Genomic DNA, 21,214 nt, shown 5'->3' with positions numbered 1-21,214 from the left:
GCTGGGGCGGAATGATTGACTTAGATTAACGGCGAACTGTGGCTAATGATATAGCATTGTCTCACTCAAGGCCATTTTCGTCATTAGTCCCTAGCCAGAGAATTAACGAGCGCTGGACACTGGTGTGGATTGGGTTTTATTCGGGTTTAGCGGTGCTGCGGGGTGATCTTTGCTGATCACTGCTGCCGCTAATTTCCCCGATAAAACCGCTCCTTCCATGCTTCCTAAATATTTTTGCATGGTATAGTCACCGGCGAGATAAAAATTCTCGATCGGAGTTTTCTGAGAAGGTCGATAAGCTTGTCGGCCAGGGGTGGCTTTATAAACCGATCGGGGAGTTTTCACCAGATGATATTTTAACAATTGACTGGGATTATCGCCAGTAAAATGTTGGGGAAAGAGTTTTTCTAGTTCTTTCATCGTGGCGGCGATAATTTCTTCATCGGATTTGCTAATCCAATCCTGAGCAGGAGCGAGAACTAATTCTAACATCGAGCGATCGGGGTTAGCGTATTCTTTACAGGTGTTGCTCATGTCAGCATAAACACTGAGTAAAGGCGAACGGGAGAATAATAAATGATCGATGTCGGTTAGTTTGCGATCAAACCAGAGGTGTAAATTAATAACGGGAACCCCTTCTAATCCTTCTAATTTTTGAAAGAATTTATCTTCTTGCCAAAGTTTAGGCAGTAAAACTTTTAACGGATCTACAGGCATTGCAGACACATAAAGATCAGCTTCAAAAAGATAATCTTTCGCCCCGTCTAAACCGCGCATTAAGAAGGCTTTAACTGTGCCATCTTCATTTAAGAGAATCTCTTTTAAAGGGGCATTTAAGCACACTTCGCCACCTCTAGCGGTGATGTAATCGACTAAAGGTTGGCAAAGTCTTTCCGTGGGTGAACCGTCGAGAAAGGCCATTTTTGAGCCGTTTTTCTCCTGTAAAAAGCGGTTGAGTGCTGTTAGTAGAATCGTGGCGGAAATCTCGTTAGGATCGATAAAGTTTAGGGCTTTCGACATAGCGATAAACACTTCTTTTTCTACCCTAGGAGGGATGTTTTGTTTCTCTAACCATTCCGACCAAGAATATTTATCCATCTCCTCGACGTAACTTTGGCCTTTAACAATGGCAGGGAGTAAACCGAGTCCAAATTTAATTTTTTCCTCCCAAGTTAACATATCATTGTTGCGGAGAATGGCAACAATACCGTTAATTGGGGCGGGAATATCCGGGAAGTCAAACCGCGAATAAGTCCCCGGTTTTTCCGGCTGATTGAAGATCATTGAGTGTTCTTTCCACTGTAAACGATCTTCTATGCCCAATTCTTTGAATAATTGCAGCATATTGGGATAAGCGCCAAAGAAAATATGTAAACCGGTTTCGTACCAGTCCCCATCGGCATCTTTCCAAGCGGCAATTTTTCCCCCTAATACATCGCGACGTTCCAGTACGATGGGCGTATGTCCCGCATCGACAAGGTATTTCGCACAAGATAATCCGGCTAGTCCCGCACCAGCGATCGCAACTCGCATCGTTTCTTATCTACTCTCTAATGTCTTGTCTTTATCACATTCGCTATTATACTTCACATTTCGTTACATTTTTTTCAGCTTATCGAGAAGGCGGTCGGCAGGTGGCAGCCTTGTTCTCCCCACACCGCACTTCCTTGATAACTGCTTACTGGTCACTGATAACTGATTACTGGTCACTGATAACTGATAACTGGTCACTGATAACTGATATTGTGATATGTAATTAGCTTAACTCGCTTACCTTTTTAGTTCACGCATACACCCTCTTCAATCGATCGCTATGACTTTTCCCACTACGTCCCCCCAAGTCTCGGAGATAGAGAATAATCGTGCTTGGCATAATTTAACTGGCGAACAAACCCTAGAAATCCTGAGAACCAATGGGGAAACTGGCTTAAACGAGGCGGAAATTGTTAAAAGAAAAGATATTTTCGGGTTAAATGAACTAAAAGAAACGGGGGGACGTAGCCCGTTAATGATTCTCTGGGAACAGTTTACTAACATTATGTTAGTGATGCTAATTGCCGTGGCGGTGGTTTCAGCAGTTTTGGACCTGAAAAAAGCGGAATTTCCCAAAGATGCGATCGCTATTTTTACAATTGTTATTTTAAACGGTATTTTAGGATATTTACAGGAAAGTCGGGCAGAAAAGGCTTTAGCAGCCCTTAAGCAGTTATCCTCGCCGAAAGTCCGGGTTATTCGTAATAGTAGCACCTTTGAAGTGACGGCCAAGGAACTTGTCCCTGGGGATATCATGTTACTGGAAGCGGGGGTACAAATTGCCGCCGATGGCAGATTATTAGAAGCACAAAACCTGCAAATACGCGAAGCTGCCCTCACGGGGGAAGCGGAATCGGTGAATAAACAAGCACAGAGGGTTTTACCGGAAGATGCCTCTTTAGGCGATCGCATTAACCTCGTCTATCAGGGTACAGAAGTAGTACAGGGACGAGGGAAAGTGGCGATTACCAAGACGGGAATGGATACGGAAATCGGTAAAATCGCCGCCATGTTACAAGGAGTAGAAAGTGAACCCACACCTCTACAGCAGCGAATGTCGCAGTTAGGTAACGTTTTAGTGAGTGGTTCCCTAGCTTTAGTGGCTGTAGTCGTGCTTGGAGGCGTAATTCGCTTCGGTTGGCAGTTTTTTGAGTCATTACTAGAAACCTCCCTTAGTATGGCTGTGGCCGTTGTCCCCGAAGGTTTACCAGCAGTGGTGACAGTAACTTTGGCAATTGGAACCCAAAGAATGGTGAGAAGACAAGCTTTAATCCGTAAATTGCCGGCAGTGGAAACTTTAGGCTCGGTAACGACGATTTGCTCCGATAAAACCGGAACTTTAACTCAAAATAAAATGGTGGTGCAGAAAGTCAATACTTCCCACCATGTCATTACTGTCACTGGGGAAGGTTACGCACCCATCGGTGAGTTTAGTGGTGCTAGTGAGAGTGATCCCGAACTACAGGCAATTTTAACGGCTTGTGTGCTGTGTAATGACGCACTTTTGCAAAATAAAGAGCAAGAATGGTTAATTTTAGGCGATCCCACCGAGGGAGCTTTACTGACGTTAGCGGGTAAAGGAGGACTATATCGGGAAGCATTGGCACCAAAAAGCCCTCGTTTAGGCGAATTTCCCTTTTCTTCCGAAAGAAAGAGAATGTCAGTAATCTGTGAGAATGCTCAGTTAGGTTTGGGTGATTCTACCTATTTAATGTTTACCAAAGGCTCACCGGAATTAATTCTCGAACGTTGTTCTCTGATCCAAGTTGGGGCGGAAAGTCAACCCCTAACAGATGAACAAAGAAGCCGTATTTTGGCACAAAATGACGAAATGGCGGGCAATGGCCTACGAGTCTTAGGTTTTTCCTATAAACCGATCACAGAAGTGCCAGAAGCGGAAAGAGAAGATAGTGAGGAACAATCCCTGGTTTGGTTGGGATTGGTGGGAATGCTCGATGCACCCCGCAAAGAAGTTAAAGAAGCGGTTGCCCTCTGTCGTCAAGCGGGAATTCGTCCGATTATGATTACCGGAGATCACCAATTAACCGCCAAGGCGATCGCCAGTGAATTAGGTATTGCTGCTGCCGGGGAGCGAGTAATCACGGGTAAAGAATTAGAAAAAATGTCTCAGAATGACCTAGAGGGAGAGGTAGATAGTGTGAGCGTCTATGCTCGCGTTTCTCCCGAACATAAGCTGAGAATCGTCCAAGCTTTGCAAAAACGGGGCAAATTTGTTGCCATGACGGGGGATGGAGTCAATGATGCTCCGGCACTAAAACAAGCGGATATCGGTATCGCCATGGGGATTACGGGAACCGATGTCAGCAAAGAAGCCAGTGATATGATTTTGCTGGATGATAATTTTGCCACCATCGTCGCTGCCACCGAAGAAGGGCGCGTGGTTTACAGCAACATTCGACGCTTTATTAAATACATTCTCGGCAGTAATATTGGCGAGGTTTTAACCATTGCAGCGGCTCCGCTGCTCGGTTTAGGCGGTGTACCCCTTTCTCCCTTGCAAATCCTCTGGATGAACCTTGTTACTGACGGTTTACCGGCTCTGGCTTTGGCAATGGAACCCGCCGAACCTAATGTGATGAAACGTCCACCTTTTAGCCCCCGGGAAAGCATTTTCGCTCGCGGGTTGGGTTGGTATATGATTCGCATCGGTATCGTCTTTGCCATTCTCACCATTATTATGATGTACTGGGCTTACCGATATACTCAAGCAACTCCCGAAATCGGAGATCCTGGACGTTGGAAAACCATGGTATTTACTACCCTCTGTTTAGCGCAAATGGGTCATGCTTTAGCGGTGCGTTCCCATACCCAGTTAGCTTTGCAAATGAATCCCTTCTCTAATCCTTACATTATTGCCGCCGTGGGCTTGACAACGATCCTACAATTGTTGTTAATTTATGCTCCTCCTCTACAAAACTTCTTCGGTACTCAATGGATTAGTGGCACGGAATTATTAATCTGTTTTGGATTTAGTGCCTTAATGTTTGTTTGGATTGAGTTAGAGAAGTTGTTTATTCGCTGGTTCATGACGAAAAAATAAATCAATGCCAACACCAATTATTCTGACTTTAACGGTTTTAGTCGTTGCTTTAGTCGCTTTTGTGGCGGAATGGCTACCGGTAGATTTAACCGCTTTATGCGTGGCAATTGTCCTCATTCTTTTGGGTTTAGTTACTCCCGAAGAAGGCATCGCTGGATTTAGTAATTCTGCCACGGTGACAGTGATGGCGATGTTTGTGCTTAGTGCCGGAATTACCCGCACGGGAGTGATTCAAGTAGTTCGCGATCGCTTGCTGGTTTGGGGTGGCAAAAATCCCCACCAGCAGGTATTTGTCCTAGGGGCATTAGTGGGGCCAATTAGTGCTTTTATTAATAACACGGCAGTGGTGGCGATCTTTTTACCCATCGTCGAGGATTGGTGTAAAAAACAAAAAATTTCTCCTTCTAAGTTATTGATTCCCCTTTCCTACGCCACGGTTTTAGCGGGGATGATTACCGTGGTGGGAACTTCTACAAACATTCTCGCTAGTGGTATTTCTGCCAAGCTGGGTTATGGGCAATTTAGTTTATTTCAATTCACTGCTTTGGGAGTAGTAACTTTTTTAGCAGGTTTGATTTATTTAGCAATTTTTGCCCCAAAATTATTACCCGATCGCAAATCTTCCACGGGGGAATTTTTAGACGATGATTATGGTTCTAAAGTATATCTAAGTGAGGTAATTATTAGCCCTCGTTCTAATCTTATCGGTCAAACTTTATCGGAAAGTGGACTACAAAGAAAGTTTGATTTTGATGTGTTGGAACTAATCAGAAATAAGGTACATTTACCCCAGCCTTTAGCCGATAAAGTTCTCAATGCTGGCGATATTTTAATCGTTCACAGTAGTCGGGAAGAACTATTAAAAATTAAGGATGAACGGGGATTAGAAATTTTTGCCGATCTCAAATTTCAGAAAGGAGATATTGAATCGGCAATTACCACAGGTGAGGAAAAATTAGCCGAGGTTTTGATTCTCTCTAATTCCCGTTTAATTGGGACAACTTTAAAAGATTTAAAATTTCGTCAGCGTTATAACGCAACGGTTTTAGCGATTCGCCGTGGTTCGGAATTACTGCAAGGAAGATTAGGGAAAATTCCTTTAAAGTTTGGCGATTTGCTTTTAGTTCAGGGACCAAAACAGAGTTTTATTGGTTTACAAACTACAAGAGAATTATTAGTCTTAGAAGAGAAAGAGATCGAATCATTGCGACAGGATAAAGGCATTATTGCTTTAATGATTACTTTGTTAGTGATTATTATTGCCGCTTTTGATATTCAACCGATTCTCGTTACCAGTTTAGTCGGTGTGGTTTTAATGGTAATTACTGGCTGTCTAAAACCGGGGGAAGTCTATGGTTCCATTCGTTGGGATATTATCTTTTTATTAGCGGGTTTAATTCCCCTAGGTACTGCCATGGATAACTCGGGAACTACTAAATGGTTAGCAGATAATTTAGTAGCTATCGGCGGCCATCTTTCGGGGTTTTGGATATTAGTTTTCTTCTATCTAATTACCTCAGTTTTAACTGAAATCCTATCTAATAATGCTGCCGTCGTTTTAATGATTCCCGTCGCTGTGGAAGTGGCGAAAACTTTGGGTTTAAATCCTTTGGCTTTTATGTATGCTGTCACCTTTGCTGCTTCTAATAGTTATCTAACACCAATTGGCTATCAAACTAACACTATGGTTTATGCCCCCGGTGGCTATAAATTCCTCGATTTTACCCGTTTGGGTGCGCCCCTAAATTTAATTTTGACGATTTTAACCCCTAGTTTAATTGTCTTGTTTTATGGCTTGAAATAAAGAAAGAGATCGAAGAATCTTCGATCTCTAAAAAGAATTTGATCAGTAGTCAAAACTATTTCGATTCAGCAAAGCGTTTACGCAGGGATTCGGTGCGCTTTTTCGCCACGGTATTATTAGGATCAAATTTGAGAGTTTCTTCGTAGGTTTCGAGAGCTTTTTTAGCCATTTGTTTCTTTTCGTAAACATTGCCAAGATTATTAAGAGCGATCGAGTATTGAGGATAAAGTTTAATTGCCTCTTTGTAGTTACGAATCGCTAATTCTAATTGTTCTTGGGCAAAATAGGAAAAACCGATCGCATTGTAGATTAGGGCTTGATTTTCTGGTTCGATGCCTTCTTCTTCAGAGATTTTTAAAGCCTTTTGTAGTAAACTCAAGGCTTGAACATAGAGTTTTTTATCCAGATAAAGGCTCCCTAATTCATAGTATTCTTTAGCTGTACCTTTTTCTTTTTGCAATTTCTTTTGTAGCTTGTTAAAGGTTCCTTCCACTCGACGGGTTTTAAAGATTTGCACGATGACAAAAATTCCTAAACCAATCACGAAAATTAGCAATCCAGAAACGTAAATAAGCGGCAGGGTATCTTCCATAATTAGCGATCGAGCAATCAATATTTTTATACTTATTCCCTCAGATTATAGCAGGATTTAGTCAGTTATCAGTGATCAGTTATCAGTGATCAGTTATCAGTTATCAGATGTGAGTTTTCCGTTCACTGTTCACTGTTCATTGCTCACAGCAAAAAACTCCCTTCTCCCCACTCCCCACTTCCCACATCCCACACCCCACTTCATAATTCATAATTCATAATTTCCACACCCTACACCCCACTTCATAATTCATAATTCATAATTCATAATTCATAATTTCCACACCCTATCTCCCTATCTTCCCATTTCCCGAATTCTCAGGGGTAAACCCCAATAGTTCACCCGTTCTGCTAACCATCCAGTGGATTCTAGCCGATCGATCGCTTGATTGACGCGTTCTCGGAGACTTTGGTACTGTAAACCTTTAGGGAGAACGACTCCTAGAGCGATCGCCCCCAACTGGATCGGTAATTGACGATAATTGGGGAATTGCTGCACCCAACCAGTTAAAAGGCTATTATCAGCCGCAAAAGCGTCTATTTCCCCAGTTTCCAGTAAATTTAAAGCTTCTTGATAGGAAGCAACCCCGCGCAGGATAGCGTTAGGTAAATTGGAACGCACAAGAGCGATTGTCGTCGAGCCGTTGAGTACGGCGATTCTAGAGTTAGCTAAGTCTTCTAAACGCTGTAATTGCGGGTTTTTCGTCACAAAACCGCTGCTATCGAGGTAATAAAAGGGGCTAAAATCCACTAAGCGCTGACGTGCGGGAGTAATCGCCACACGAGCGATCGCAAAATCCACCCGATCATCAATAACCACCTGTAAACGTTCTTGATTACTAACGGGTTTGAGAATAATAGCACTGTCAGAACCGAGAATTTCTGACGCTAGACGTTTAGCGATGTCGATTTCCAATCCTTGCAGATTACCCTGAGAATCAAGGAAAGCGAGGGGAGGGAGATTATTTTTGACAGCGACAATTAATTTTCCCCGGCGTATAATTGTATCGAGATCGGCGCTAAAACTTGGGGCTACACCCAAGAGCAAAAAACCAAGAATCAATAACAAATTTTTCATACTGTTTTACCTAAACTAACTCGATTCCTACCTTGATTTTTAGCGGCAAACATGGCATGATCAGCCCGCTCGATCACCGCTTCTAGATTATTATCTTCAGGGCTAAATGTTGCCACACCAATACTAGCAGTAACTCGCACTTTTTGTCGATCAATTTCAATATTTAACTGGTTAATTACTTGACAAATGCGCTGGGCTGTGGTAGCAGCATCTTCGAGATTAGTTTCTGGGAGAATAGCGACAAATTCCTCGCCACCAAAGCGCCCAAAACTATCCACTTGACGCAGACAGTTTTTAATTGCCCCAGCGACAGTAATTAAAGTTTTGTCTCCTAGTATATGCCCAAAGGTATCGTTAATATGTTTAAAATGGTCGATATCGATGACTAAAACCGAAAAATAACGATGATAACGGCGACATCGTTGCAATTCTTTCTCGCCCAAGGCGAGAATCTCTCGACGATTATTCACCCCAGTTAGGCTATCGGTGATGACTAGCTTTTCTAGCTGAGAATTGATATTTTTTAGTTCTTCTTGCGTTTTTTTCAGTTCTAAATGAATTTTAACTCTGGCTAACAGTTCCCAACTATAAAAGGGTTTATTTATATAGTCCACAGCCCCAGAATTAAAAGCATTGACAATATCTTCTTTTTTCTTACTATCTGTGACAAAAATAATCGGTATATGAGCGTATAAATTATCACTTTTGAGTCTTCGACAAAGTTCTATTCCTTCCATGTCTGGCATCATTAAGTCAAGAAGAATTAGGTCAGGATTAGCAGTTTTTACTCGTTCTATTGCCTGTTTAACACCATTAGCATAAGTAGTGGCATAACCAGCAGAATCAAGAATATTCACAGCCAATTGGAGATTTTTACCGACATCATCAACTACTAAAACTAGAGAGTCTTCAGGACGAAATTTAATCATGATCAGTAGGTATAATTAATCAAGTTAAGGACAAAATAGAGATACAATTATTAGTGATACAGCATTTCTTATACAGATGAAGTATGATGGGATTGGGCATCGCCCCCAAAGGTTAAGCTTATCCCTAGTTTCTAGAAGTACGCTTTTTTCGACTAGAATAAAAAAAGCCAGCCAGAATAGCCGCAATTTAAAAAATTTCTCCTCTTAGACTTGACGTGAAAGAGTCCCTCAACCCTACTTCTTTGGATCTCAAAACCATTTTTCCCTTTAAACTCGACGACTTCCAGCAATCGGCGATCGCTGCCCTTGCTGCCGGTAAATCAGTGGTGGTCTGCGCTCCCACCGGTTCCGGCAAAACCTTAATCGGAGAATACGCCATCTATCGCGCCCTAGAAAGGGGCAAACGAGTTTTCTACACCACTCCCCTGAAAGCTCTTTCTAACCAAAAATTCCGGGATTTTCAAGAAAAATTCGGTCGCACCCCCACCGATGGCGATGAGGATTCCCCGCTGCTGTTTGCCGAAGTGGGATTGATTACCGGCGATGTGGTGATCAATCCCTCCGCATTAATTGTAGTCATGACTACAGAAATTTTTCGCAATATGCTCTATCAAACCCCGATCGGTGAGGTAGGCACTTCCCTAGAAAACGTGGAAACCCTAGTTCTCGATGAATGTCACTATATCAGCGATCGAGGTCGTGGCACCGTTTGGGAAGAATCAATTATCTACTGTCCCCCTAGTATCCAATTAGTCGCCCTCTCCGCCACCATTGGCAACCCCGGGGAACTTACCGACTGGATTAACTGGGTGCGGCAACAGCCCCAACCCGGCGATAATAAGCAGACCTCCAGCTGCGAGCTAATTAACTCCGATTTTCGCCCCGTCCCCCTACGTTTTTATTTCGTCAATAAAGAGGGATTATTCCCGCTGCTCGACCCAAAACAGAGCAAAGTTAACCCGAAACTGCGTCCTAAAGTCCCTCGGAGCAGCTCCCGACGCTTAAAGCGAGAAGATTGTCCCACCATCGCCTCGATTGTCACCACTCTGCGGGACAAGGATATGCTCCCAGCTATTTACGTCATTTTCAGCCGCAAAGGTTGCGATCAGGCGATTCGAGAGCTAAAAAACCTCAATCTCGTTAATCCAGAAGAAGCTAGAGCTATTTACTACCGTTTACTCATTTTCTTTCTGGAAGATAATCCCAATCTGCAAGAACTCGCCCTTTCCTTCTTTGCCGTCGAAAATCCGCCTCTACACCAGAAATTACTGGCTTTTTTCGCTAATAACCCCCAGTCTGAAGATCAACTCCTCAGCCTCTTAACTGCCGATTCCGAGACGAAAAACCAACTGTTTGAATTCCTGGCCAGTGCTTCCCAATTGGTGCGCGCCGACCAAGTGGAACCCCTCACCCGGGGCTGTGGTGTTCACCATGCCGGTATTTTACCCCTCTGGAAAGAATTAGTCGAACAACTCTTTGAAGCCGGTTTAATTAAGGTGGTTTTTGCCACCGCTACCCTCTCGGCCGGGATTAATATGCCCGCTCGCACCACCGTTATCTCGGCCCTCTCCAAACGCACCGATGATGGCCATAGTATGCTGACTCCCTCGGAATTTGTCCAGATTGCTGGCCGGGCCGGTCGCCGGGGAATGGACGCGGTGGGCCATGTGGTGACAGTACAAACGCCCTTTGAAGGGGCAAAAGAAGCGGCTTTTCTGGCCATCGCTCAACCGGAACCCCTGCAAAGCTGTTTTGCGCCCAGTTACGGTATGGTCTTAAATCTCTTGCAAAAACACAGTCTAGAGGAGGTAAAAAACCTCTTAGAGCGTAGTTTCGCCGAATATCTCGCTCGTTTGAAGTTAAGCCCTGAACGACAACAAATTACCGTCTTAACCACCGAATTAGCTAAGTTGGATATGGAATTAGCCGGTATCGAACGGGAACAGGTCTTCAGTTACGAAAAGCTCCGGGAAAGACTGCGGGAAGAAGAAAGACTGTATAAAATCCTCGCTAGTCAGTCAGAAGCACAGAAAAGACAGGAAATACATCTAAAATTGCCGAATATTCCCGTCGGAACTATCCTCCATCTCAAGGGCAAACATATTAAGGTTCCCGTCCCCGTCCCCGCTATCTTCGTCAATACCCTGCACGGCGCTGGTCAAGTGCGAACTCTTGTTTGTTTAGGCAGTGATAATCGCTGGTATTTAGCCGCCTATGCCGATATTAGCGAGATCGATCGAGGTTTTCTCACTCCTGCGGAATTAGGCGAACTGATACCCCCTTCCCTAGAAGCTGTTTCCCTAGGGGGTTGGCGCAAGGGTGAGGAAAATACTCAGGCGATCGCTGATTTAATCCCCCAACAAGTGCAGGGCATCCCACCAGTGGCGGAACTGGCAACACAAGCACAAAAAATTGAAATTGTCAATAGTCAAATTGCCGCTCATCCCCTGCAAAAACGCAAAAATCCGGGGCGATTGATGAAACTATACTACGATCGAGAAATTGCTCGCGATAAGTTACACAAGACCCAGATTAAATACCAAAAACAACAATCGCGTAAATCCTACTACTGGGAAGAATTTCTGAATCTAATCGAGATTTTGCGGGAATTCCAAGCATTAGAGGGTTATTTGCCCACTCCCCTCGGAGAAGCGGCGGCCACTATTCGCGGGGAAAATGAACTCTGGTTAGGATTAGCGATGATGTCTGGAGATTTGGAGAGATTGACTCCTAGCCAACTAGCCGCCGCCATCAGCGCTATAATTACGGAACCCCCTCGCCCCGATACTTGGTGCAATTACCCACCTGTGCCAGAAGTTATCGATATTTTGCGACAAGGAGAGGGAAATTCCCCCGGTTTGCGAGAAGTTCGCCGTTTACTCTATCAAGCTCAATCTCGCTACGATATCACTATTCCCGTTTGGTTAGAAACCCAACTGATGGGAATTGCCTCCCGTTGGGCCCAAGGGACATCCTGGCCGGAATTGTGCGAAAATACCAGTCTCGATGAGGGAGATCTAGTGCGATTATTACGACGCACCGTCGATGTTCTCTGGCAAATTCCCCAAATTCCCCGGGTTTCTCAAGTCCTTAAAGATAATGCCCGTCTTGCCGTCACAGCCATGAAGCGCTTTCCTCTGTAAATTGATCACTCTTTTAAACAATGGGGGATGGTAGGGAAAGTAACTGTTGGTGAATCTGCTCGATTAGGGCGAGGATTTGCTGATAATTGTGCTGCAATCCCTGTTGATAGAGGTGATTTGCTCCTTGATTTAAATCCGCTAAAGCTGATTGATAATAACCCAATTGATGCCGCAGTAATCCCCTTCTAATATAAGCATCGGCATAAAAAGGATCAATGGCAATCGCTCGATTTAAATGGGCTATTGATCGATCGTATTCACCTAATTGGTGAGCGGTACAAGCTAGATTATAGTAGGCTGAGGCGTTATTTTTATTTAACCGAAGAACCTGATTAAAATCCGCTTTGGCTGAAGTAAAATTATGGAGGGCTAAATAGGATAAACCTCGATCATTATAAATAGTGGCTAAAGTGTCCGGTTGCCCGTTAGTAATTTGACGCAAGGATTGATTAAAATCCGCTAGAGCAAGGGGATAATTTTTCATGGCCGCCTGAACTAAACCTCGATTATAGTAAGCTTGATAATAGGTGGGTTTTAGCTGGATAGTCTGGTTATAATCGGTCAGCGCCTGTGAATAATCTCCCAAACGATAAAAAGCTAAACCCCGATGAAAATAGGCTAGATAATTATCAGATTGCTGTTGTAAAGAGCGCGTGCAATCTTGCCAAGCGTGCAGATAATCCTGTAAATAAATCTCAGTTAAACAGCGATTATTGTAGGCTAGGGCTAAGTTATTTTCCTGTTCCAGCGACTGATTGAAATCCCGCAAAGCTTGCTGATAATTACCCACCTCTAGTTGTTCAATTCCTGATCGCAACCAGTAGGATAAATGTACTGATTGATCTGCTTTTCCCGGCCGAGGCAATCCCCCCAGCACAAGCGAGCAGAGCAGTGCAACTATAACCAATCCACCGAAGCGAGGAAGAAAATTTTTCAAAACTGTTGACATAGGAGTATCTTTGTGCATATACTCCCAATTCTGAGGAAACTTTCTTGAACAATCAACAGACAGCCTGTCAAATGCAGGAGACTTAGAGACTCCGAGACAGGAGATTATTTTTATTTACTCTTCCCACACCCTACACTCTAAAACCCACACCCCACGAAAAACTTTTTGCCCCAAACCCTAATTAGGGTTCAGTTCCATCGAGACGGATTTCACAATTATTGGCATCGAGCGGATCTGATAGAGGATCGCCAGTATAAGTGCCTTGTTTAATTATTCCTAACAAAGAAGCGATAACTATACACTTTCTTTCTTGGTTGGGATAGGGCGCGGCGGCGGCATTAGCAGCGGGATATAATACGATTATCGCTTGGTCTTCCCGCGGATCAAAGGTTAACCCCGGCACATGACCCCGAAAGGAAAACTGCACCCCCGGACTACCGCTATCAGGGGGAAAATCTGGAAAATTATTCACCACCATAAATACTTCCTGCGGCAGATTTAAGGAACCCGCATTGGTATTAGTCGCCACTAAACAACCCGCTTCATTGGCGGTTATTTGCCGGTAAACCGTCGGACCAGTGCCAGTCCCTTCAGTAAAATTAATCGTGCAACTTCTCCCTCGACGGATAGCTTGTTTTTGGGCATCCTGTAGGGCTGATTGTATAGCATCGGTGGCTTCTTGGACTCTATTGCTATTTAACCAAGCTAATAAATTAGGCAGGGTTAAGGCGGCAAGAATTCCCGTAATTGCCAAAGCTACTAAAATTTCTAACAGGGTAAAACCCTGATTTTTATGGACATTCAAACGACGCATCAGGAACCACCTCGACAGAACTTTCAGCAATAACATCTTCTTGGTTGGGGTAATCTTTAGGAGTTTCATCTGTTGCTTCGACTCGATAATCAATACGGAGACGATGGGGATGATTCGCTTGGTTAGTAATATTAAAAGTTCGATAGAGAGAATAGTTTTTACCGACAATTTCTCGTGTTGCAACTAATGTTTCTTCTTCCACAGGTAAATCACTAGCGGGAATAGCATAATCCTTACTGGGATCATCTGGATCAAATTCCGGACTGTCAGGAGGTTCAGCATTCGGTAATCGCCTCCTTAATTCAATGGCATAACCTTGATTTATATCTGAGCAAACATTAGGATATATTTCACTAAAACGATCGGGATCATGATTACTTGCATTGACACTACTATCATTGTCATTAACATCTAAACTTGAAGCTAAAGCTTTGACATTCTCAAAGTCTTCTTGAATCCAAAAGTTAGCTTGAGTTTGTCTTGTTGCCCGAACTTTATATAAGGCAGTGAATGCCATTAACTGTAGGGTTCCTGTTAAGAAAGCGGTAATAGTTAAAATGGCAACTATCACTTCTAACATCGAAAAACCTGACTCGGACGACGGCAGTTTTAATGATATTCCCTTTCCTCTTGATTTCACTTTTCAACCCTCCCCCAGTTTTTCTTGAAAACTACTGGCTTTTTTAGTTCTCAACTACAGAGTAAGCAAATGATCGGATATTTCTAATTTTAGTCAGGGAATTAATTCCCAAAAAACCCTATTTTTCAAGTGGGTCAGATTGTCTAAAATCTCACGCATTTAGCATTGTACACTAATCTAGTCTTTGTCTGTAGTTACAATCGGCGATCGAGATCACATTCAACCAGTAATATTAGAGCCAGTAACAGCTTAACCGCCTAAAATAGCAATTCCTACGCCGATTAACAGAATTAATCCGCCATAAATGACTTCTTGGGGGGGTATTTCACCAAAAATGAACACTCCTAACAGACCAGCGGCGATTGGCTCTAATAAAATTACCATGGTTACTATTGTCGGTGCTACCCATCGCAAAGCCCAGTTAAAGCTAGTATGACCGATTAATTGCGGAAAAATCGCCATCATTAACACATAAACATTTCAAGGGGTGACAGAGGGGCTACAAGCTAGATAGAGCGGGGGGTCTAGCCAAACGACCCCCTAAAGAAATAGAGTGGTTAGGACAACCACTCAAAATTTTAAAATGTTACCTTCATTCTATCAGGCTTGTTTACAGGCGAACCTTAGCGAGGCGAGCTATTTGACCTTACAGCTCCTAATCCTGCTCTTACAAAGTCATCGGATAGTCCAACTAGAGAAACTGGCCGCTCTTTTCCCGCAACCGATAACCTTTGAAAGTAGAAGACGGAATTTGCAGAGATTTCTTAAGCTCCCGCAACTAAACGTGAAACTCTTGTGGTTTCCTTTGATCAAACAGATCGTCAAGCTAGAATTTAGCGGAAAAAATAAAAATCGAGAGCAAAGAAGAAGGCTCAAAAAACTGAAACACGCGGGAAGATTATTAGTCGTCATAGATAGAACCGATTGGAAGGGGAGAAATTTATTCGTCGCCAGTGTGATTTGTGGTCGGAGAGCTTTGCCCGTATATTGGGTGTTACTGAATAAAAAAGGAAGTAGCGCTCTCGGGGAACAGAAAAAATTCCTCAAGCCAGTCTTAGGGTTGTTGAAACCCTATCCGCTCGTCGTAATGGGAGACCGTGAATTTCAGTCAGCGCAATTAGGGAAGTGGCTTGACGACAGAGGTGTAGCTTTTATCTTCCGTCAAAAGAAAAGTACCTACACGCGATTGAAAGATGGAGAAAACTATCAAGCCCTTTCCGAGTTAGAACCGAACCGGGGCGAGCGAAACTTCTTTCGGGGAGTGACCCACACGAAAAGCCATGAGATCGAGGGGTTCAACCTAGCAACTTATTGGAAAAGAGGTTATCGAACTAAAGGGTCTAAAGAGCCTTGGTATTTATTGACCAACCTAGAATCTTTAGAGATAACTCTCAAGTTATATAAATCTCGATTCGGGATTGAAGCGATGTTCAAAGATTGTAAAACGGGAGGATATAATCTTGAAAAAACGAAAGTGAGCGAGCCTCGCTTTCTCGCCTTAATTTTATTAATCGCTATCGCTTACTCTTTGAATACAACCCGTGGTCAAAATCTCAAGAAATCGGGAACTCGCGATTATATTTGTCGCTCCAAAGAAGCGAAACGCGGTCCGGAAAGACATAGCGATTTTTGGATAGGTACTTATGGGAGCTTCTGGATCGAGTCGATGGACGCGTACTCGGAACTCGCCTTTTCTTTGATCCGCCTCAAGCCAGGAAAACACCCCGATTTTTCTAGGGGTCTAACGGCTATGCGCCTTATCCAGCAAGCCTTTTAGTCGCCTTGTCACCCCTTGAAATAATCCCCCCGTTAGAGCCACAAAAATGCCGATAAAAGTTAATTTTGTCGGTTTTTCTCGAAACCACCACCAACCCAACAGAGAAACCCAAAGGGGGTTAGTGGTGACTAAAGTGGTAGAAGCGGCGATCGAGGTGTAGGATAGAGAAGTAATCCAAGTAGCAAAATGGAGAGCTAAACAAAATCCTGCCCCCACTGCGTAATAATAGGCTTGAATAGGGACTTTTTGGCGTGATAAGGTCAACCAGTTCGGAATTAGGACAACAGAAGCCAAGATCAGACGGGAAGTCGCTAAAAATAAACTAAATGCGATCGTAGCATTACCTACCGCTTCGATCGCTAACCGGATAAAAATTGCCGATGCAGAAACCGACACCACACCGATAGTTAGAATAAAAATAATTTTGGCGTTAGAAGGAGGCAAAATAGGCTACTCTTACGCGATGATCTGTTATCCAACAGTTATTTTAACCGAACCTTGAAGGCAACCTAGAAATCATGTTGGTCAATGTCCGTCAAATCAAAGCCGTACCGGGAAGAAAAACCGGCATCAAAGACGCACAATGGATAGGGGAACTGTTACAGCATAAGTTATTCGGCTCTCTTAGGTTTGGTGGGCAAAATGTATTCTAAGATACATTCTTTCCGGCGAGCGAGTGGAAGGAACCACAAAGACACAAAGGACACAAAGATTGATCGATCCTCTGTAAGTTAAACTTATCACACAGAACCGAGAAGAGCCGTTATTCCGTCCCAGTTTTATTCCTGGACTTCTCACTTCCCCACTTCCCTTTCCCCAACCACCACTCTGGGACAACTCCTCCTACATACTTTGTGCTTTTTGTCAAAAAAACTTTTTTTTTGCAACAAAACTACACAAAAAAAAGATCATCGTTGTGGCTGAAATTGACTGATTTACCTGTCTTAATTAGGATCACCTTGTAGGTGTGGCAAGGGTTTCAACCATTGCTGCCTAAAAAAGCCAAGAACAACCCACTATGAAATTCAGTAAAATCGCTGTAACCATTGTAACATCGTTATTAAATAAAAATCTTTCTCAATTAATTCTTAAGAATTTGTAAATATTGCGAAATGTTAATTTAAATATCCTCAAGTTTTTGGAGTCAATTAATAATTTTTACTTATCTTTGCCGAAGATTGGGTGAAAAGTCAGGAGTCGGGAGATAGGGAGATAGGGAGATAGGGTGATAGGGTGTTGGGGTGTTGGGGTGTTAGGGTTTTAGTTGAAATTCCCCCACTTCCCCACTTCCCCACTTCCCCAATGGCCAATCAAGGTTGGATTTATCGAGATAAAATTAGCAAAAATCAGGCAGGATTAAGCTTATTAGCCTACTATACGGGCAAATATCCCCATTCTAGTCCAGAAGAATGGCTCGATCGCATTTTATCAGCAGCAATTCTCGTCAACGGTCGTCCCGCTTACCCCGATACAGTCTTAGAAATCGGGCAGCAATTGACCTATCAGCGTCCGCCTTGGACAGAACCGGATGTACCGCTCTTTTTTCAGGTACTTTACGAGGATGCCGAGGTGTTAGTGGTGGCGAAACCTTCGGGATTACCCGTGTTAGCGGGGGGTGGATTTCTCGAGCATACTCTTATCCATTTGGTACATCAGCATTATCCCGAGGTCACTCCCTATCCAATTCATCGTCTTGGTCGCGGCACTTCTGGCATAGTCTTAATGGCGAAATCAAAGCCCACTAGAGCTGAATTAAGTCAACAGATGCGAGAGGGTAAAATTACCAAAATATATCGAGCTTTAGTGGGTCAGGGCGACATACCAGATAATTTCACTATTAATCAAGCGATCGGGAAAATCGCCCATCCTATTTTAGGCTACGTTTACGGTGCGAAGGCAGATGGGTTATCGGCCTGCAGTGATGGTCAAGTCTTAAAAAAACATCCCGATAGTACCCTATTAGAAGTACGAATTTTTACGGGCAGACCCCATCAAATTCGCATTCATCTGGCCTTTTTTGGCTATCCTTTAATCGGTGATCCCTTGTATGGTCTGGGGGGATTACCGCGACCGGATGCAGTACCGGGAGATTGTGGTTATTATCTCCATGCCAATCAAATCGTTTTTAATCATCCCAGTACAGGCAGAACAATCCCTATTTCCTGTCAGCCTCCACCCGAATTAGATATAAGCTGTTGACTATCTAAATTACTGGTTCAGATTGCAGGGGAGCAGGGAGATGGAAGCTTTTTTCACTGAACAGTAATCAGTAATCAGTAGGCTAAAAACTCACATCTGAAAAATGAGAACTGATAACTGATTCAAGGTTGACTGCCGAGGGCTGATAGCTAAAAAAGCCTAAAAACTGGGGGAAACAATCCATAACTGGATTTTTAAAGTTCGATTGGGAGTTAATCACGGTATTGAAAACGGATTTAGTATTAAACCTCCCAAACCTGAGTGTCAGCGATCACTAAAAGACCACTTCGGTAATCACACCCTCAACCCCCCCTAAGCGATAGCAAGAACCTAACACAATTCGATACAATATTGTCAACAAGCATTAAGCGATTTAAACTATCGATCAAAGTTAAAAGTCCCGAAGTTATCGAAATCTAGGGGGAGACAAAAACAAGCATGGGTAGAGTAGTAGGCATTGATCTAGGGACAACTAACTCCGTCGTCGCCGTGATGGAAGGCGGAAAGCCAGTGGTCATCGCCAACTCGGAGGGCATGAGAACCACCCCTTCTGTGGTCGGTTTTAATAAAGATGGGGAGTTAGTGGTCGGTCAAATGGCCCGGCGACAGGGGGTACTTAATCCCCAAAACACCTACTATGCAATCAAACGCTACATAGGTCGTCGCTACTCGGAATTAAACCCCGAATCGAAGCGCGTCCCCTACACCATCCGCCGGGATGAGATGGGCAGTATCAAAATTAAATGTCCCCGTCTGCAAAAAGAATTTGCCCCCGAAGAAATTTCCGCCCTAGTTTTACGTCGATTAGCCGAAGAAGCCAGCCGTTATCTAGGGGAAGAAGTCACCGGAGCCGTCATCACCGTCCCCGCCTATTTTAATGACTCCCAACGTCAAGCCACCCGGGATGCGGGCCGAATTGCCGGGTTAGAAGTGCTGCGGATTCTCAACGAACCCACCGCCGCTGCCCTAGCCTACGGTCTTGATGAACAGGAAAGCAAGAAAATCCTCGTTTTTGACCTGGGAGGCGGTACTTTTGATGTTTCTATCCTAGAAGTGGGTGACGGCGTTTTTGAGGTGAAAGCCACCAGTGGCGACACCCAATTAGGCGGTAATGATTTCGATAAAAGAATCGTCGATTGGTTAGCCAATCAATTTTTGGAACAGGAAGGCGTGGAGCTGCGCCAAGACCGGCAAGCCTTACAAAGACTCACAGAAGCGGCAGAAAAAGCCAAAATTGAACTATCTGGGGTCAGCGTCACCGATATTAATCTACCCTTTATCATCGCCACGGAAGACGGGCCCAAACACATCGAAACTCGCCTGAGTCGGGCCCAATTTGAGGAGTTATGCGGCGATTTAATCAGTCGTCTCCGTCGTCCTCTCAAACGCGCCCTTTCTGATGCCGGTTTGTCCCCCGTCCAATTAGACGAAGTGGTACTGGTGGGCGGCGGCACGCGGATGCCAGTGGTGAAGGATTTAGTGCGGAGTTTTATCGATAGGGAACCCAATCAAAATGTTAACCCTGATGAGGTTGTAGCGGTCGGGGCGGCTATTCAAGCGGGAATTTTGGGCGGCGAGGTCAAAGACGTACTTCTCCTCGATGTGACCCCTTTATCCTTGGGTTTAGAAACCATCGGTGGTGTCATGAAAAAGTTAATCCCCCGCAATACCACTATTCCCGTCCGCAGAGCTGACCTTTTTTCCACTTCCGAAAATAATCAAACTGTGGTGGAAATCCACGTTTTGCAGGGGGAAAGGGAAATGGCCGGCGATAATAAATCCCTGGGACGTTTTAAATTAACCGGTATCCCCCCCGCACCCCGGGGTATTCCCCAAGTGCAGGTGTCCCTCGATATCGATGCTAACGGGATTCTACAAGTCACCGCTAGGGATAAAATGACCGGACGGGAGCAAAGTGTCACCATTCAAGGCGCTTCTACCCTCAGCGAAGGGGAAATTAACCGCATGATTGGCGATGCTGCCCGATTTGCCGAAGCAGATCGTACTCGTCGCGAAAAGGTCGATAAACGCAATCGCGCCCGCTCTCTGGTGGATCAAGCTCAACGGCGCTTAAAAGATGTTACTCTCGATTTCGGTAATGAGTTCACCCGTTCCTATCGTCGTCAAATTGAGTCTTTGAGTACAGAAATTATCGACGCTTTGGAGAAAAATGATGACCGTCGCATTGATCGCGCCCAAGCTGACCTACAGGATGTTATCTATGAATTAAATCGCGAGGTACGGCTACAATACGACGAGGAAGACGAGGGCTTTTTTAGCGCTATTCGCAAGACTTTTACCGGGGATAAGGAAGATGAGCTTCCCTACGAACCGCGCCGCGATCGTTATCGCCAGGATTATCGTCCCAGTACACCGGGTTATCAAAGTGATTATCGACCCAATTATTCGGCTAATCAAGATAGTTATCGCCCCCGTAATCAGGACAATTACGACAATGGCCGCGATAGCGATTGGCAAAGTTCCCCCCGTTCGGAGGAAAAAAGTTATAACAATAGTAAAAGTAACCGCAGCAGCGGCAATCGTTCCCGCAATATCCCCCCCCAAAATAACTGGGATGATGACGATGATGATTGGTTTTAATCAGTGATCAGTAATCAGTAATCAATAATCAGTAAACAGTGAAAAGACAGTGGGAAACTACTATTTAATACTGCTCACTTAAAACTCAAATCTGA

13 protein-coding genes and 2 pseudogenes are annotated in these 21,214 nt (G+C 44.1%); 6 read left to right on the top strand and 9 right to left on the bottom strand.

The features are described 5' to 3' along the window. Positions 1-102: 102 nt before the first annotated feature. Positions 103-1,533 carry a 15-cis-phytoene desaturase gene (gene pds, locus ACE3JL_RS01730; protein ID WP_271990282.1) on the bottom strand — a complete coding sequence of 477 codons (1,431 nt, stop codon included), beginning with the start codon at positions 1,531-1,533 and terminating at the stop codon, positions 103-105. 280 nt (positions 1,534-1,813) lie between these two features. Here pds and ACE3JL_RS01725 point away from each other — a divergent pair, with 280 nt between their 5' ends. Both ACE3JL_RS01725 and ACE3JL_RS01720 read left to right on the top strand, forming a co-directional pair. Then, positions 1,814-4,594 (top strand): cation-translocating P-type ATPase, encoded by a 2,781-nt coding sequence (locus ACE3JL_RS01725; protein WP_375328707.1) that lies wholly within the window; start codon positions 1,814-1,816, stop codon positions 4,592-4,594. A 4-nt stretch (positions 4,595-4,598) separates the two neighbouring features. Further along, positions 4,599-6,398: an SLC13 family permease gene (locus ACE3JL_RS01720; RefSeq protein WP_271990278.1), complete on the top strand. Its 1,800-nt coding sequence runs from the start codon at positions 4,599-4,601 to the stop codon at positions 6,396-6,398. 55 nt (positions 6,399-6,453) lie between these two features. On the opposite strand, the gene ACE3JL_RS01715 is transcribed toward ACE3JL_RS01720, so the two are convergent. The 3 genes from ACE3JL_RS01715 to ACE3JL_RS01705 all read right to left on the bottom strand — a co-directional run bounded on the left by ACE3JL_RS01715 (position 6,454) and on the right by ACE3JL_RS01705 (position 8,996). Further along, positions 6,454-6,990 carry a tetratricopeptide repeat protein gene (locus ACE3JL_RS01715; protein ID WP_193958301.1) on the bottom strand — a complete coding sequence of 179 codons (537 nt, stop codon included), beginning with the start codon at positions 6,988-6,990 and terminating at the stop codon, positions 6,454-6,456. A 294-nt stretch (positions 6,991-7,284) separates the two neighbouring features. Next, positions 7,285-8,067, bottom strand: coding sequence for a transporter substrate-binding domain-containing protein (locus ACE3JL_RS01710; RefSeq protein WP_271990275.1), 783 nt, complete (start codon positions 8,065-8,067; stop codon positions 7,285-7,287). Further along, positions 8,064-8,996 carry a diguanylate cyclase gene (locus tag ACE3JL_RS01705; RefSeq protein ID WP_375328706.1) on the bottom strand — a complete coding sequence of 311 codons (933 nt, stop codon included), beginning with the start codon at positions 8,994-8,996 and terminating at the stop codon, positions 8,064-8,066. The genes ACE3JL_RS01710 and ACE3JL_RS01705 overlap by 4 nt, the downstream gene beginning before the upstream one ends. A 215-nt stretch (positions 8,997-9,211) precedes the next feature. On the opposite strand from ACE3JL_RS01705, the gene ACE3JL_RS01700 reads away from it, so the two are divergent. Next, the gene (locus ACE3JL_RS01700) at positions 9,212-12,139 is read left to right on the top strand and encodes a DEAD/DEAH box helicase (protein WP_375328705.1); all 2,928 of its coding nucleotides are present in this window, start codon (positions 9,212-9,214) and stop codon (positions 12,137-12,139) included. A gap of 13 nt (positions 12,140-12,152) precedes the next feature. Here the strand turns inward: ACE3JL_RS01700 and ACE3JL_RS01695 are convergent, their stop codons facing one another. The 4 genes and pseudogenes from ACE3JL_RS01695 to ACE3JL_RS01680 form a co-directional block, all read right to left on the bottom strand. Continuing rightward, the gene (locus ACE3JL_RS01695; protein WP_271990269.1) at positions 12,153-13,106 is read right to left on the bottom strand and encodes a tetratricopeptide repeat protein; all 954 of its coding nucleotides are present in this window, start codon (positions 13,104-13,106) and stop codon (positions 12,153-12,155) included. Between the two features lie 163 nt (positions 13,107-13,269). Then, positions 13,270-13,902, bottom strand: coding sequence for a Tfp pilus assembly protein FimT/FimU (locus tag ACE3JL_RS01690; RefSeq protein ID WP_375328704.1), 633 nt, complete (start codon positions 13,900-13,902; stop codon positions 13,270-13,272). Continuing rightward, on the bottom strand, positions 13,880-14,482 hold the full coding sequence (locus tag ACE3JL_RS01685) for a type 4 pilin (protein WP_375328703.1): 603 nt from the start codon (positions 14,480-14,482) through the stop codon (positions 13,880-13,882). The genes ACE3JL_RS01690 and ACE3JL_RS01685 overlap by 23 nt, the downstream gene beginning before the upstream one ends. 309 nt (positions 14,483-14,791) lie before the next feature. Continuing rightward, a pseudogene (locus ACE3JL_RS01680) lies at positions 14,792-15,019 on the bottom strand (EamA family transporter); the annotation flags it as partial. Positions 15,020-15,125: 106 nt separating this feature from the next. On the opposite strand from ACE3JL_RS01680, the gene ACE3JL_RS01675 reads away from it, so the two are divergent. After that, complete coding sequence (locus tag ACE3JL_RS01675; RefSeq protein ID WP_149989937.1) at positions 15,126-16,319, top strand: IS4 family transposase; 1,194 nt, start codon at positions 15,126-15,128, stop codon at positions 16,317-16,319. A 21-nt stretch (positions 16,320-16,340) separates the two neighbouring features. Here ACE3JL_RS01675 and ACE3JL_RS01670 read toward each other — a convergent pair. Beyond that, a pseudogene (locus ACE3JL_RS01670) lies at positions 16,341-16,763 on the bottom strand (EamA family transporter); the annotation flags it as partial. 858 nt (positions 16,764-17,621) lie between these two features. On the opposite strand from ACE3JL_RS01670, the gene ACE3JL_RS01665 reads away from it, so the two are divergent. Then, a complete protein-coding gene (locus ACE3JL_RS01665; RefSeq protein WP_375328702.1) occupies positions 17,622-18,518 on the top strand; it encodes an RluA family pseudouridine synthase in 897 nt (298 codons plus the stop codon). Between the two features lie 438 nt (positions 18,519-18,956). Further along, positions 18,957-21,119 (top strand): molecular chaperone DnaK, encoded by a 2,163-nt coding sequence (dnaK, locus tag ACE3JL_RS01660; RefSeq protein WP_375328701.1) that lies wholly within the window; start codon positions 18,957-18,959, stop codon positions 21,117-21,119. The last annotated feature ends 95 nt before the right edge of the window (positions 21,120-21,214 follow it).

This window comes from Microcystis sp. BLCC-F210, assembly GCF_042134685.1.
In the GTDB taxonomy this organism is placed as follows: domain Bacteria; phylum Cyanobacteriota; class Cyanobacteriia; order Cyanobacteriales; family Microcystaceae; genus Microcystis; species Microcystis aeruginosa_D.
Note: the sequence above shows the minus strand (reverse complement) of the source record. Positions and strands in the feature narration are given on the sequence as shown.

Excerpts from the sequence above, each read along its gene's own strand:
- pds (WP_271990282.1), bottom strand. The coding sequence starts at position 1,533 with ATGCGAGTTGCGATCGCTGGTGCGGGACTAGCCGGATTATCTTGTGCG.
- ACE3JL_RS01725 (WP_375328707.1), top strand. The coding sequence starts at position 1,814 with ATGACTTTTCCCACTACGTCCCCCCAAGTCTCGGAGATAGAGAATAAT.
- ACE3JL_RS01720 (WP_271990278.1), top strand. The coding sequence starts at position 4,599 with ATGCCAACACCAATTATTCTGACTTTAACGGTTTTAGTCGTTGCTTTA.
- ACE3JL_RS01715 (WP_193958301.1), bottom strand. The coding sequence starts at position 6,990 with ATGGAAGATACCCTGCCGCTTATTTACGTTTCTGGATTGCTAATTTTC.
- ACE3JL_RS01710 (WP_271990275.1), bottom strand. The coding sequence starts at position 8,067 with ATGAAAAATTTGTTATTGATTCTTGGTTTTTTGCTCTTGGGTGTAGCC.
- ACE3JL_RS01705 (WP_375328706.1), bottom strand. The coding sequence starts at position 8,996 with ATGATTAAATTTCGTCCTGAAGACTCTCTAGTTTTAGTAGTTGATGAT.
- ACE3JL_RS01695 (WP_271990269.1), bottom strand. The coding sequence starts at position 13,106 with ATGCACAAAGATACTCCTATGTCAACAGTTTTGAAAAATTTTCTTCCT.
- ACE3JL_RS01690 (WP_375328704.1), bottom strand. The coding sequence starts at position 13,902 with ATGCGTCGTTTGAATGTCCATAAAAATCAGGGTTTTACCCTGTTAGAA.
- ACE3JL_RS01685 (WP_375328703.1), bottom strand. The coding sequence starts at position 14,482 with ATGTTAGAAGTGATAGTTGCCATTTTAACTATTACCGCTTTCTTAACA.
- ACE3JL_RS01675 (WP_149989937.1), top strand. The coding sequence starts at position 15,126 with ATGTTACCTTCATTCTATCAGGCTTGTTTACAGGCGAACCTTAGCGAG.
- ACE3JL_RS01665 (WP_375328702.1), top strand. The coding sequence starts at position 17,622 with ATGGCCAATCAAGGTTGGATTTATCGAGATAAAATTAGCAAAAATCAG.
- dnaK (WP_375328701.1), top strand. The coding sequence starts at position 18,957 with ATGGGTAGAGTAGTAGGCATTGATCTAGGGACAACTAACTCCGTCGTC.